10 protein-coding genes are annotated in these 14,124 nt (G+C 45.2%); 8 read left to right on the top strand and 2 right to left on the bottom strand.

The genetic code is table 11. The features are described 5' to 3' along the window. Positions 1-13: 13 nt before the first annotated feature. Complete coding sequence (locus FXO21_RS14300) at positions 14-1,183, bottom strand: FG-GAP repeat domain-containing protein (RefSeq protein WP_149640706.1); 1,170 nt, start codon at positions 1,181-1,183, stop codon at positions 14-16. Positions 1,184-1,342: 159 nt separating this feature from the next. Between FXO21_RS14300 and gcvT the strand changes: the two genes are divergently transcribed. The 8 genes from gcvT to FXO21_RS14260 all read left to right on the top strand — a co-directional run bounded on the left by gcvT (position 1,343) and on the right by FXO21_RS14260 (position 10,746). Continuing rightward, positions 1,343-2,425 (top strand): glycine cleavage system aminomethyltransferase GcvT, encoded by a 1,083-nt coding sequence (gcvT, locus tag FXO21_RS14295; protein ID WP_149640705.1) that lies wholly within the window; start codon positions 1,343-1,345, stop codon positions 2,423-2,425. A gap of 28 nt (positions 2,426-2,453) precedes the next feature. Further along, positions 2,454-3,164 carry a 2-phosphosulfolactate phosphatase gene (locus tag FXO21_RS14290; protein WP_149640704.1) on the top strand — a complete coding sequence of 237 codons (711 nt, stop codon included), beginning with the start codon at positions 2,454-2,456 and terminating at the stop codon, positions 3,162-3,164. 17 nt (positions 3,165-3,181) lie between these two features. Beyond that, the gene (locus FXO21_RS14285; RefSeq protein WP_149640703.1) at positions 3,182-5,164 is read left to right on the top strand and encodes a hypothetical protein; all 1,983 of its coding nucleotides are present in this window, start codon (positions 3,182-3,184) and stop codon (positions 5,162-5,164) included. A gap of 62 nt (positions 5,165-5,226) precedes the next feature. Beyond that, positions 5,227-7,032, top strand: a complete 1,806-nt coding sequence (locus FXO21_RS14280; RefSeq protein WP_225865688.1) for a PorZ beta-propeller-like domain-containing protein — start codon at positions 5,227-5,229, stop codon at positions 7,030-7,032. 39 nt (positions 7,033-7,071) lie between these two features. Then, the gene (locus tag FXO21_RS14275) at positions 7,072-7,716 is read left to right on the top strand and encodes a uridine kinase family protein (protein WP_149640701.1); all 645 of its coding nucleotides are present in this window, start codon (positions 7,072-7,074) and stop codon (positions 7,714-7,716) included. A gap of 44 nt (positions 7,717-7,760) precedes the next feature. Further along, a complete protein-coding gene (locus tag FXO21_RS14270) occupies positions 7,761-8,477 on the top strand; it encodes a hypothetical protein (RefSeq protein WP_149640700.1) in 717 nt (238 codons plus the stop codon). Between the two features lie 133 nt (positions 8,478-8,610). Further along, positions 8,611-8,763, top strand: a complete 153-nt coding sequence (locus tag FXO21_RS14265) for a lasso RiPP family leader peptide-containing protein (RefSeq protein ID WP_149640699.1) — start codon at positions 8,611-8,613, stop codon at positions 8,761-8,763. Between the two features lie 33 nt (positions 8,764-8,796). Next, positions 8,797-10,746 (top strand): asparagine synthase-related protein, encoded by a 1,950-nt coding sequence (locus FXO21_RS14260; protein WP_149640698.1) that lies wholly within the window; start codon positions 8,797-8,799, stop codon positions 10,744-10,746. A gap of 3 nt (positions 10,747-10,749) precedes the next feature. On the opposite strand, the gene porU2 is transcribed toward FXO21_RS14260, so the two are convergent. Beyond that, positions 10,750-14,061, bottom strand: a complete 3,312-nt coding sequence (gene porU2 / locus FXO21_RS14255) for a putative type IX secretion system sortase PorU2 (protein WP_192579220.1) — start codon at positions 14,059-14,061, stop codon at positions 10,750-10,752. Positions 14,062-14,124: the final 63 nt, after the last annotated feature.

Here is a 14,124-nt window from a genome sequence, read left to right as displayed (position 1 = left end):
TTTCCAGCCTTTACTATTTTTTGAGCTGATTCCAGTACACTACTACATTGTGCGTCGCCCTTCCTGAGGCGATCACATCCAGATCACTGTCGCCGTCCAGGTCGGCGATCGTCAGATCTTCGCAGGCTATCTTAATCTTGTCATCCAGGACAAATTCCTGCCACTTCCTGCCCGCGGGATCGGACCCTACAAAAATCCTTACGCCCGTCTCTCCCGACGCATTCGGATTTCTCCAGCCCATTACCACCTGGTCCCTGCCCTGCCCGAAAAAATCCGCACATGCCAACGCGTGTCCTTCCTTGATGTTGTTTGTTAGAACCGCACGGTTGTCTTTCGAATAAACGACCAGCTCACTCCCGTGCATAGGTTCAATAGTTGCAGTGAAAAGTTGATTCCCTCCCAGGCTTCCTGTTCTGATCTCACCCACTCCCTTGTCGGCCACCATCCAGTTACCCGAAGCAGCCCAGCCATCGGCACCATTCAGAAAAACCTGCACGCCTTCTTTTCCTGCAACAGAAAGGCCCAAAATGCGACCCGGCACTTCCATTGCATTCATATTGTGGGTCATATGCATATTCGTTTCCAACAGATCAAAGCCCCAGATCCCTTTTCTATTTTCAGGAACATCAAATAAAATCATTTTCACCCCGGCCCCTACTCCTCCTGCATTTCCTTCCCCATGCAACGGCAATACTGCAAGCTGGAAATCTCCGTCCGCTTTCTTAACCCATTGCATCCGGTGGATTGTTACTTCGTGATGCAGCCTCACCGGCTCCCAAAGCTTTGTGGGGTCGTCAGGCGCAGCGAGATAAAACACAGCTCCTGAAAGTTTGAGGTTTTTCGTTTCCGACGGATTCCACTGCGCACCTACCGCCACTTCAACTTTACCGTCTCCATCAATATCCCTCGCAGCAATACATACATTATCCTGTTCGGTGAGGTCCTTTGCCATGATGTGCTTCGCCCAGGCACCCTCATTTTTACCGGGATTTTTGTACCACACAATTTCCTTTTTATCTGCCAGCAGAATATCGATTTTTCCATCACCATCCACATCACCGGACGCCACACCATAGCCAATGCTGATCCTGTCATCAATCACCTCACCCTTGAAAGTAGCTGTTTGTGCGAAGGCACTTCCGGTCAGCAGCGTAGCGGCATATAGCAGTAGTTTTTTGTTCATAGTTTGAAATATTCAGGGTTAAGCCTAATAAAACTTTTGGCCTATTTTTTCACAATATACTTCAAAACCAACACTACGAGCTCTGAAAAAAGACTTTTTTGTGCGGCTTTGCCCTGCTTTGCATACTTTTGTAAATTAATGCGAATCAATTTGTCCTACATGAAAACTGTCCCTTTACATCAAGTTCACGTCGGTCTCGGCGCCAAAATAGTCCCGTTTGCAGGTTTTGAAATGCCTGTACGGTATTCGTCGGATCTGGACGAGCACCACACAGTCAGAAATAACGTGGGCGTTTTTGATGTGTCGCACATGGGCGAGTTCATGGTCACAGGCCCTAAGGCATTGGATTTGATTCAAAAGGTTTCTGCCAATGACGCCTCCGTACTGTTTGACGGAAAAGTACAATACAGTTATTTACCCAACGAAACCGGCGGTGTTGTGGATGACCTGCTGGTGTACCGGATCAGGGAAGATGAATACCTTCTCGTGGTAAATGCATCCAATATCGAAAAGGACTGGAACTGGATACAGGGCAAAAATAGTGAAGGGGTTGCCATGGAAAATATTTCTGATGCGACCTGCCTTTTTGCTGTGCAGGGACCCAATGCGACTGCAACATTACAAAAACTTACTACCGTGGACCTGGCTTCCATGGATTATTATACATTTCAAACAGGTGAAATGGCGGGCATCGCAGACGTAATCATTTCAGCGACCGGCTATACAGGTGCAGGTGGTTTTGAGATTTATGTTAAAAATGAATCTGCTGAAAAAATGTGGAACGCCATTTTTGAAGCAGGTAAAGAGTTTGGCATCAAGCCGGTTGGGCTGGGCGCCCGGGATACGTTGAGACTCGAAAAAGGATTTTGTCTTTACGGAAATGACATTGACGATAATACCTCACCCCTGGAAGCCGGACTGGGCTGGGTGACAAAATTCACGAAGGATTTCACTAATTCGAATGCATTGAAAGCCCAGAAAGAGGCTGGCTTAAACCGCAAGCTGGTTGGTTTTGAAATGATCGACCGAGGTATACCGCGCGGTCATTATGAACTTTGTGACGCAGATGGTAATAAAATCGGTGAGGTAACTTCCGGCACGCAATCTCCTACGCTTCAAAAAGGGATCGGAATGGGGTATGTTCCCGCCGCAAATAGCAAAGCTGATTCAGAAATATTTATAAAAGTCAGGGACAGGCTTTTAAAAGCTAAAATCGTGAAACTGCCTTTCGTAAAAAATTAACCTTTCTAAATCAGTACCGCTTTTCAGAATGAAACAACTTGACGTTTGTCTAACCCCCGATCTGCTTCATTTACATAAACTTGACAATTCCATTGTAGTGGTAGCCGATATATTCCGCGCCACCTCCTGCATGGTTACGGGGCTCGCCTACGGGGTTAAAAGCATTACCCCGGTCGCAAGTGTGGAAGAATGTAAATTTTTGCAGGATAAAGGATTCATCGCCGCAGCAGAGCGGGATGCGAGAAAAGTTGAGGGTTTTGACCTGGACAATTCTCCATTCAGTTATATGAACGAGCGGCTGATCGGCTCACAAATCGCAATGACAACTACCAATGGAACGTTATCCATTGCAAAGGCAAAATCTTCCGCGGTAAAAGTGATGATTGGATCCTTCCTTAATCTCGGAGCACTTGCCAGTCATCTCAGGACCGAACCTTACGATGTGCTGGTACTTTGCGCAGGCTGGAAAGGGCGCCCTAACCTGGAAGACACTTTGTTCGCAGGCGCACTGGCAGATGCATTAAAAGACCAGTTCATGTTGCTTGAAGACGGGACTTTAATGGCGCAGCGGCTATATGAACAAGGCAAAAAAAACCTGCTCGCCAGTGTATCAAACTCCTCCCACGTGCGCCGGTTACAGCGTTTGGGGATTCAAAAAGATATATCATACTGCCTGCAAACCGATTTGTATGATGTCGTGCCTGTACTTCGCGGGAGTACATTAGTATCAATGAATTAAAAATAAAAAAACTATACATGCTGCGATTTATCGTTCTGTTGATTTGTGGGTTAATGCTGGTTTGCAATCATGTTGATGCGCAAAGAAGAAACACCTCACCCCGAAGAACAATCCTTGCTCCCAGGAAAAAGGCCCCCGTTGAGCCGGCCAAACCTACGGCTACACAGCCCGATACATTGCCAAAAGCAACACCGGTGACAGCACCGGTAACAGATACAACCCGAGCAGCCACCGGCGCGGAAACTGAGCTGGATACCACCAGCGAAGCGACACCCGACAGTCTGACTGAAAGGGCCGCAGAGGAGAGACTGGCCAAAACGGAAAAACCGGCTGACAGTCTGCATTCCTATAAAATCACGATTGAAGATATCTCCTATTTAACAGTATGCCCGGGCACTAACATTACGATACCATTTACCACCAGTGGCCCTTTTGATGAGGGCAATACCTTCATTGCGCAGCTGATTGACGCCTCGGGAAAGACAATCCCTATTTCTTTACCAGTCAATAAAAGCCCTGTGAAGGCGGTAATCCCTTCCTATAAGATAGGCGGCGAAGTATACCGCATACAAATCGTAAGCTCAATACCGGTGGTAAGAAGTCAGGAAGTTCCGATCCGACTGCTGCAGGCACCTGCTGCCCGCATCGATTTTATGGACGGGACACAGTCTACCAGGACCATGCCGGGGCAGGAGGTACAGCTCAGGGTCAGCCTGACCGGGACAGCGCCCTGGTCGTTTCGGCTCTCGGACAGCACCATTGTAACACAAACACTTTCAAATCCACACTATCTGATTGTTAGACCGAAAGCGGTGAAAGCATACCGCATAGCAGGCGTAGCCAATGCGTGCGGGAGCGGTAGCACGTCGGGAGAGGCGATTGTCAATGTCAACGATAATCCGGAACCCAAGCTGGAATTGAAAGAGGTGGAAAAAATTGCCAAGTTATGCAGCGGGATACCGTTTCAGGTTCCTTTCAATGCAACAGGTAAATTCAAAGAGGGGAACCGGTTTGTAGTTCAAATCGCAGAGAGGACCGGTGCATTTAAAACGATCTCGCCACCGGATACAACAGGATTCATTAACGCCGAGATACCTGCGAATTACAAGCCGGGAGAGTATAAATTACGCGTTGTTTCTTCCGCTCCATACCTGGTGACCCAAACTGCGAACGTGTCAATTGTAGCCACTACGGTTACTACCCTTCAAAAAGATTCGCTTCGTTTGGGAGAAAATGAAACCGGTGAACTTACATTGAAATTTACAGGTGGAGGACCCTGGTTTGTATTGCTTTCCGATGGCACATATGAGAACAATATTCAAGAGTCGCCATATAAAATAAAGGTTAAGCCCGTTTACGACACAAACTATCAGATTACTTCTGCAGGCGGGCTTTGTGGTGTGGGTAAATTTTCCGGAAGCGCGAAAGTATCGGTAAAGAGCCCGCCAGCGAGCATTACCTTGGAAAAACTGCCGCAGAAAATGGTCTGCGCCGGGTCTACTATTGAAATTCCGTATAAAATAGAAGGCCGGTATAACGCGGGAAACAAATTTTCGGTCCAGATCACAGACAAATCGGGGCGTTTTGTAAATCTGCCGACTACGATCACACCTACAACAATGAAGGTAAAAATCTCTAATGCATCTGCAGGAGATTCGATCAAAACGCAAAAAATCAGGATCATATCTTCGTCACCGGCAGTTTCAAGCGCTATTGAGGAAATAGATGTCATCGCACCTGATCAGGCTATTGCGGAAATTTCGGGTAAAGGGGTTATTACTGCCGGAAGATCGACCAGAATTCAGCTCAAATTCAAGAACGGACTTCCACCCTGGTCTTTTACACTGTCGGACGGAACAGCTATTAACGGGACTTTTTTGAACCCGTACTTGATATCAGTTTCACCAACTGCAACTACCGAATATACGATCAGCTCTTTAAAAAGCGGCTGTGGCTCAGGTACCGGCAAAGGCTCGGCTATTGTGACGGTTGATAATTGAGATGCATTGTGTCAGGAATGGAGCCGTTTTAAAGCGAAGCGTTTAGGAAAATGAAGCCATTTTTGACTATAATCCTATTATTGACTTTTGCCCTGCCAAGGGCTCAAACTCAATCGCTTGCCCTGGGTAAATGGCAAACGCATTTCAGTCCGCTTTCAGGAAAAAACATCGTCGAAGCGAATGGGAAAATCTACTACACTACTTACAACGGCCTTTTCAGCATTGACACTGAAACCAAAGAGATCAGAAGCTGGTCAAAATCGGATGGATTCAGCGACATTGGGATCAGCTCTCTTGCATTTAAAAAGGAAAACGGTCTTTTGCTGGTCGCTTATCGAAGCGGTCTGATCGATTTTGTTTTCCTGAATGATGAGTCCTCTCCCGAGCGGATCGAAGCCTGGAAGATTCTTAGCGAGACTCCCGGTATCACTACAAGTAAGGCCGTCAACAAAATCGTTTTCAGAGAAATGCTTGCTTACCTCTGCACAGATTTTGGAATTGTGTTGCTCGACACCAAATTGCGTCAAGTCGAAGAAACTTACCGTTATATAGGCCCGGCAGGAGCACAGGTTTCCGTCAAAGACCTGGCATTTTCTTCCGACTCAATTTTTGCTGTGACTTCCTCCGGCCTACTCACCGCTTCCCTGCTGCCTGAGGTTAATCGGCAGTATTTTGCTAATTGGACAAAGATCGACGCGCCTGGGAGCCCAGTAAGTATTGCATTTTTCGATAGCAGATTTTATGGAGGTTTCAGCAGAAAAGGTTTGTTTGAACGAAATAGCAGCAACTGGAAAGAAGTTTTCAATTCAGAAAGTGATTTTTTTCAAACCAACCATTCGGAAAACCGGCTTGTGATAACAGAAACAAAAGGGATAAGAATAGTGGAGCCGGGGAATAGAGTGAATGCTGTATCGGATCCCGCCTTTCAGGCATTGTCTTCGGCCTTTCAAACAGAACCCGGCATTTTTTGGATAGCAGATAAAAAGAAGGGAATTATTACCAACCAGGACACCGACTTTCATGTTGTCGATTTTGAAGAGTCAGATACGACGATCTTCCCAAGGCCGGACTCCGTAGTGACCGACCAGGCTGGCTTAACCTGGTCGAAGTTACCGGATTACCTTGGAGGCGGTATCTCTGTCAAAAATGCGGATGGAAAGCAGCGCACCTTGTCAAGCATTACTGGCGGGGGCTCTCTTCCTTCCAATAGTATCAATAGCCTTGCAGTTGATTCAGATGGTTATGTCTGGTTTGCGAGTGACCGGGGAGCAGGCTACTTTGTGTCCGAAGGAGTGCTGGACGGAGGCCGGATAGACGCAATCTTGCCTGTGTATGGCAAGCGAAAACTTTTCAATACCGAAAAATGCACCGCAATAGCCGTTGAACCGGGCAACAGAAAATGGCTGGCCACTAGGACGGGGCTGCATCTTTTCAGTGCCGACGGAACTGAATTACTTGAAAAATTTGATACAGATAATAGCCCGCTGCCGTCGAACCTGATTTCTTCCCTTAAAATGGACGCGGAAAGTGGTTTGCTTTTCATCGACACACCTAACGGAATGGTTTCCTATCAGACCAGCTCTTCGGCGCCGGCAGAGAATTTGAGCGGGATTACTATTTTTCCTAATCCCGTTAGGCCGAATTATAGTGGAGCAGTTGGCATTAAAGGTTTGAAAGGTGAATCTTCGGTGAAAATCACCGAACTGTCTGGCAGGCTGGTTTACGAGACCAGGTCACAAGGTGGTACCGCTACCTGGAACCTGCTGGACTACACGAGTAAAAGGGCAAAGGGAGGAATTTACATGGTATTTATAGTTTCAGGAGACAGAACTGAGAAATTGGCAGGAAAACTGGCAGTTATTGATTAATGTTATATTAAAAAGCTTGCCGAAGCGAGCTTGTAAAGTATGATCGCACCTAACCAAACAGCACCTTACATTGTAGGAATAACCGGCGGCAGCGCATCGGGCAAGACGTTTTTCATGAAGAGTCTTATTGATTCTTTCGATAAAGGTGATATCACACGTATTTCACAGGATAACTACTATCGTCCCATTCACGAAATTCCGAGGGATGAAAATGGTGTTGAAAATTTCGATCTTCCCGAAACGATTGATCATCATCTCTTTGCTGAACATATAGCGGTGCTCCGGGCCGGCAGGGAAGTGCATCAAAAGGAATACACATTTAACAATCCGCTTATTAAACCCGAGATCCTGGTTTTTGAGCCAAGGCCCATTATTATTGTTGAAGGGATTTTCGTTTTTTATTTTCCTGAGATTGCAAGGTTGATCGATCTGAAAATTTTTGTCGATGCGAAGGAGCATGTTAAAATAAAAAGGCGGATCATTCGTGATAATAATGAGCGGGGTTATGACTTGGATGACGTGCTCTACCGATGGGAGCACCATGTAGCGCCAACTTATGATAAATTTATACAGCCGCTACGCTCCGAAGCTGATGTGATCATAAATAACAATGTCCGCTTCGACACCGGCTTACAGGTCCTGACGGGTTTTCTGAAAGGTAAATTAGCGGAAAGAGTACATTGAAACGGTATTTAAAAGAACCTCATCTATATTCAAATGATAACTATATGAACACATTTACACACATCTGTAAATCTGCTATTCGAAAGCTTTTCGCCACTTCACTTTTGCTTTTTGCACTGGATGGATGCAACCCGAAAAACACTGATCCTGTCGACGTGTATGAATACTTCCCCCTTGAAATTGGCAGGTTCGCCGTCTATGATGTCAAAGAGGAAGTCTATTCTACCGGCCAGGCAAATCCAGTGATCAAAACCTGGCAAGAAAAAGACAAAGTGGAAAACGTCAGCGAGGATGATAGCGGCGTTTTTACCTACACATTTTCGCGGTCGACCAGAAGCAGTGCAACGGAATACTGGACAAAGGCAAAGGAGTATAAAGTGCACAGGTACCCGGACAAGATTCTGACCAACATCGACAACCAGACCTTCTTTTCAATGGTTTTCCCTGTCGACACCAGAATATCCTGGAATGGAAATACTTACAATAACCGCGATGCGGAAAATTATCATTATGAAGACGTTAATATGCCAGGAAGTGTAGGGTCGCAAACTTTCGACAGAACTTTGCGCGTGGTTGAACGTAATGACAGTTCAGTAATCAACCGATATATTGGGATAAAACAATACGGACTGGGTGTAGGCCTCATTTCGGACAATCAGACATCTTTTGAATACTGTCAGGATGATGCTTGTATCGGTTCAGGAAAGATTGATTCGGGGGTACGAAAGGCGCGGACAATTATTGAGCACGGAGTTGAATAGTGTTAAAAAAAACAACTTTAGCCCCGGCGACAACTTCCTTTTTTTATATTTAATACCATGAAAATTTGCATATTAAATTTATGTCGCTAATTTTACGTCGGATACTGGTATATAATCATCTAATCAAAAACAAATGAGAACAGTGACATCGCACTCTACACAGACGAAAAAGTCTTATCGTAAGCCGGTACTTGTTAAAATGGGCTCTGTACGGAACCTGACAAGAGGTAAACTGGGCAGCCTACCTGATCTTACTCCTCCTGATGATTTCAAAACGGATGGTTGAGATTATAGTCGGTAAAATTTAAAAAGCTCCTAATTGTTAGTCGAAGGTTTAGTTGTCTTTAAGGATAGTTTCAAAGACAAATTCAGATTTCCAACGTCATCTTTTGACAAAACAATTAAGTCAGAATTTTTTTTTCTGGGAGCTAAAGATATTGGAAACGATGCTTACGAGCGGTTTCTCTTATCAAGCGTCTTTTTATCAAAAGAGACAACGTCAATAAGTAATTTTTTACATATTGACGTTGTCTCTTTTGATATATATAACAAAATACTTTCCGGCCCAGATAACACGCTCAGGCTTGCAATCTGGTATGATGAGGAGAACCACGAACTGCACCTTGCCAGAGAACTCTTCGGAACGATTCCACTCTATTATATTCATATTCCGGGCGAATTTCTTTTTTTCTCTACAAGCCTTTCCTCGATAGCCCACAACAGAACCTTACAGCCTTATCTGGCTCCAAACGTTTCCATGATAGTAACCTATCACCGGTTTCGAATGGACCTTCGAAATAGCGACTATTCCCGATCTTTCTATTCCAACGTGCGAAATCTGGCTCCTGGCCACATTTTGTCTGTTTCAAGAAATAGTGAGTCGGTCAGGCCGCACGTTTCATTTAAAAATGAAAAGTGGGCAGCTTACTCAAAACCAGATGAATTTGCTGAAGCTATCCGCGATATTTTCAGGCAATCTGTATCAGCTTCGGCTAGCGATGAATCTATGCTGGTTGCATCTCACCTTAGCGGAGGACTTGATTCTTCTTCAGTAAGTACGATGTTTAAGCATATTTATCCGGCTCGCCCATTGCATACGCTCTATCACAGGAACGACAGCAAAGAGATGGATGAAAGTCATTACTCCCGCAGCGTAGTTGAAAAAATCGGGTCCATTCACCATGAAGTTCGCCAGTCGGATGAAGATTTCAATTTAATCCAGCTCCACACTTCCCTTTTTGGAGAACCGGAAGTATCCACCCTATCTCCCTCTTTGATTACATCCCTTATGCCTTACGCCCGAAATTTGGGATGCGGCATTTTATTGCGTGGCAGTGCGGGCGATTCTGTGATTGGAAGCGGAATGGAAATCCTCGAGAATTCTTTCAGGGGAAAAAAATGGGCCGAGCTCCAACATTATCTCGAAAAAAGGGTTCCTCATTTTTCACTGGCCAGCAATTATACTGATTGGGACAGCTATTCTTTTGAAAAGCAATATGCACTGGTATTACAAAATTTTTTATACCACCGTTTTTCTGAGTACAGGTCAAAACCTGTCGCCGATATTTTTGCTTTATACAATGAGGTGAATAAAGCCATGGGCGTTTCGAAAAGCTATTTCCTGAAGCGCGCATTCGGCAATTTCCTGAAACGTTGGCTTCGCACCAGTGTAGCCGCTCCCCAATCTGTACTTAGAGATGAATATTTAGAGTTTTCCCAGCCTGAGGAAACCGGTATTGTTCTTCCGCGCTCACTCAGGGGAAATCTGGCCCCTAGGTATAGTGAATATTTTGAAGACGTGTTCACACCACGAGCTGTCGCTGCAACCGAGCAGCAGTTTGTTCTGGGTCAGTATTACGGCGTCAAGAACCGGGCACCTTTTCTTGACAAGCAGCTTTTTGAAATTTGCATGATGGTTCCGGATGCAATCAAATATGGCTCCGGAAAGGGCCGGGAACATTTCAGAGAAGCGATGAGAGGGTTACTCTCAGATGAAGTGATGGAGAGAAGTACGAAGGCTACCCTGGCCTCATCACACGGGCAAAAAATTACCCTGCGGCTTTATGAACAGGCTAATACTTTTCTGAATGACTCCAAATTGGTCTGGGAATATGTAGACCGGCGAAAATTTGATGAGCAGGTGGCAATCCTGAAAAATGAGAAAATACCTTATCCGGAAAAAGTAAGAACGTGGTTTCACGTTACCAGGACAATTTCCCTTGCAGCCTGGCTTGAATGGCTTGCTAAAACCAAAAGCCAGGCTGTTTAGGATTTATCTTAAAATCACGAATTTGCCCCGCACTTCCTCTAACTCGTTTTCGGCATTCGTCTTCGTTACCTTGTAAATAAAAAGTCCTGCGTGACCAGCTGTTGGCTGCCAATACCAGTCCTGCAAATTTTGACCTCTATTCTCTTTTGTTTCCTCTGCTACGACTTTTCCGGTCAGGTCATAAATCGTATATTTCAAGGATTTAACGTCACCATAATTGCCCAACTTCGTCTCGAGCTTGATATAAGACACGGCTGGGTTGGGGCTACAGACAACACTCATCCTCGAATCCGCGGTATTTTCAACTTTGAATTTGATACTATATGGTTGTACACCCGCATTGCCTGCCACGTCTGAAACATTCACCAATAGCTCGTACTCACCTTCAGGAAGATCCGTCTTCAGCAGCGTAATCATAAAAGACCTGCTTGACAAGGTGTCCATTCTGAAATCGCCGGCTGTATACTTAATGGGACGATATTCGCATTTATCGTCCCAGCAGGACTTAATAAAAACATCTATAAAGGATGTATCCGGCGAAATCAACCTGTTGTCTTCCAGGATAAAGGCCAATGTTGGATCAGGCGATACCGAAGCTTCATTTTTCAATGGAGCTTGATTGACCCTGACTTCCAGTACCGGCGGGATCAGGTCTTTCACTTTGGTCAGCGGATAACGGTTTTCACTATCGGCGGCATCCCAGTCTATTACCAGCTCCGCTATATTATTAGTCTCGTCCAGCTCAGCAATTGCATTTAGAGGATCAATGCGTACTTCAATCCTCTGAACCTCACGGTTCCGAAGTAACATGACATTGAGCGTATCCTGCAAAGCAAATGCGGGGACGATTTTATCAAGTGTCTTCTCACCTGTTTTGGAGTACGAAATTATCTTGACGAGCACCTTCTCATCCTGAAAATATCGTCCCTGATTATGCATTGCGATCGAAAGTCTCACCGAATCGGAAACACCGATTTTCTTGTCCTGACTTTGTGAATATAGCATCAGGCTCTCGTCAGGATCCAATGAATAGTCAGGTTTGGCAACGGTCACCAGCTTTAATGCTGGGTCGCCCTGTAACAGGGACTGATGGGCATTTGAAATTGTGTATGCACCCGGATCGCTGGCCATTACCTTGCTTGCCACGGACATCATGATTTTTCCAATCGATAAATTGATTGAGGCCGGATCCGTAAACATCGTCTTATATAATATTTCCAGATATTTTGCAGAAGGTGAAACAAAGCTTTCAAATGAATTAGCAATCACTGCCACAGAACCTTTCTTCGGCGCTAGAAGCCAATCCAGCGAAAGTGGATAGCGATTACTGGCGGTTGGGCTTGTATTGAACCTTGCGCTGAAAATGTTACCAACCCCACAGCCGTTGAAATACATCATCGGGTATTTGTTTACATTATTATATCTCCTCCCAACGTCGGTAGCGTAGCCCATATCGAGATCCGTAACTTCAATCGAACCGTGGCCAAAATAAGTGATGAGGCCCGCACCTTCGTTCACTTCGGGCGTAATATTGACAGATTCCACACCTGGTACACCCTGTTGTTTTGCAAATGCCTTTACATTGCCTCCAACAAAACCGCCTGTCACAAATGGTGTCAGCGAACTAAGCTGATTTTTAAGCTGACTAATTTCAGATGTTGACTTTCCTCCATTCAAATGCAGAAAAGTCTTTCTCCAGCCATAATCACCAGCCATATTTGATTCATAATCTTTCACCTTTTCTAGGTAATCCAGCACATGCTGATTCGTTATAGCAGACAGCCGACCAACGGGAATCGCTCCGACATCCTGGGCTGCACCACCCAACCCTTCGACGAGCAGAAAGTCAGATCCAGGGAAACCTATCGTAGGAACTTCATCCGGCAGCTCGCGTTTCATCCTTTCCACGTGGGTAATCGATCTACCCATCAGCAACAGATACTTATTTTTATCCGTAGTTGACAACGCGAAATCGACAAACCTACGTATCGCCAACGGACTGGGCTCTCCGAAATTGAATTGATTATAAATATCCTGAATCAGTACAACCGAAGTGCTAAATTTTCCACCCTCCTGGCTCGACCTGTAAGCGGCATATTGCTCCGCCCCTTCCTTCAGGTTAGCACTGGTTACTATGAAATAATTAGCAGTTTTGATATCGATCGCCTTGAAGTCGACAGATGTAATTTTCGTTGCGGGAACAGTAAATGATTCGCTTGTAACAAATAGTTCTGAAGATTTGGAGCTGTTACCCGGAACCATCAGATTTTTAGGGTCGCCAGCAATCAATTTTACTTTGTGTGGATCTGTGATGTCGAGTACGGTTGCATTATTGGGAGCTCCGGAAATAGTGATTCGTCCATATTGGCCGCTGATTCCGGGAAGTGAAAAGGTCGTCGACGGTCCTTTCCAAACAAATGCCGACGGATAAACCAGCTTGTAATAAGCAAGTGAAAATCTTTCAAGCTGTTCGGTACTGGTTGATTTTAGTGCCAACACGCCTTTATTATTCGCATCTACGTCTGTCGCTTCAATGTCAAAAGCCGCCTCACCACCGGAAAAACCCGAAATGTTGATCGTTTTTGCCAACCTGAGCGATTGCGCGTCTTTCCCAATATAAATTTCAATGGGGCGGCTGTTATTACTCCGGCCTTGCATCAGCATTTTTACAGATACCTTTTGTGCCGATGATTTATTTCTGTTAGCTAGTTCAAAAGGATAGCTGGCCTGTGTACCACGGATTATTGGCTTACTGGTCCTGCTTGCTCCCAACTCAAAAAAACTATTGTATAATGCTGCACGAATAGGATTTTCTATGCTGAACGAATATTCATCCTTGAATACATTCAATAAAATCGCATTATGAGCCGCAAGTGGGCTCACGGCAGGATCAACGGTCTTATTAACTTTTTCAGCACGGCTCCCGGCAGCATCTCCGACCGTCAGGAAATAGGCACTTTCATCTGAATAATGGCTGAAATAAGGATTTAGTCGACTGCTCATCGGACGATACAAAAGCGAATCCAGAGCTCCATCGTTTGGCACACCGAAAAAGGTGATCTCATTATTCTCGGTACTGATAATAGAAACCTGCTTGCCCCTGTGCCAGATCTGAAAAAGGGAAGGTTGGTTTTTGGGAAAGCCAGCCGGTAAGGAAGCCATTGGCACTTTGTGGATTCCCCGCTGGGAAACTGCAATCTTAACATATGGTTTACCGTAAGCTATCCAGTTGTTCGTATACGGAGCGCCCCACTGCGCAAAAACAGAAACTGAAACAAGTAAACAAAGAAGGATGGAGAAGGTAAAATTTTTCAAAGTCGTGTGCATTAATATTGGATAGGGATAAATAAAAAACACGGATAATATACATACGTCATT

Source organism: Dyadobacter sp. UC 10 (assembly GCF_008369915.1).
GTDB lineage: Bacteria > Bacteroidota > Bacteroidia > Cytophagales > Spirosomataceae > Dyadobacter.
The sequence above is the reverse complement of the archived record's forward strand: the minus strand, read 5'-3'. Positions and strand labels throughout refer to the sequence as shown.

Excerpts from the sequence above, each read along its gene's own strand:
- FXO21_RS14285 (WP_149640703.1), top strand. The coding sequence starts at position 3,182 with ATGCTGCGATTTATCGTTCTGTTGATTTGTGGGTTAATGCTGGTTTGC.
- FXO21_RS14290 (WP_149640704.1), top strand. The coding sequence starts at position 2,454 with ATGAAACAACTTGACGTTTGTCTAACCCCCGATCTGCTTCATTTACAT.
- FXO21_RS14270 (WP_149640700.1), top strand. The coding sequence starts at position 7,761 with ATGAACACATTTACACACATCTGTAAATCTGCTATTCGAAAGCTTTTC.
- gcvT (WP_149640705.1), top strand. The coding sequence starts at position 1,343 with ATGAAAACTGTCCCTTTACATCAAGTTCACGTCGGTCTCGGCGCCAAA.
- FXO21_RS14265 (WP_149640699.1), top strand. The coding sequence starts at position 8,611 with ATGAGAACAGTGACATCGCACTCTACACAGACGAAAAAGTCTTATCGT.
- FXO21_RS14275 (WP_149640701.1), top strand. The coding sequence starts at position 7,072 with ATGATCGCACCTAACCAAACAGCACCTTACATTGTAGGAATAACCGGC.
- FXO21_RS14300 (WP_149640706.1), bottom strand. The coding sequence starts at position 1,183 with ATGAACAAAAAACTACTGCTATATGCCGCTACGCTGCTGACCGGAAGT.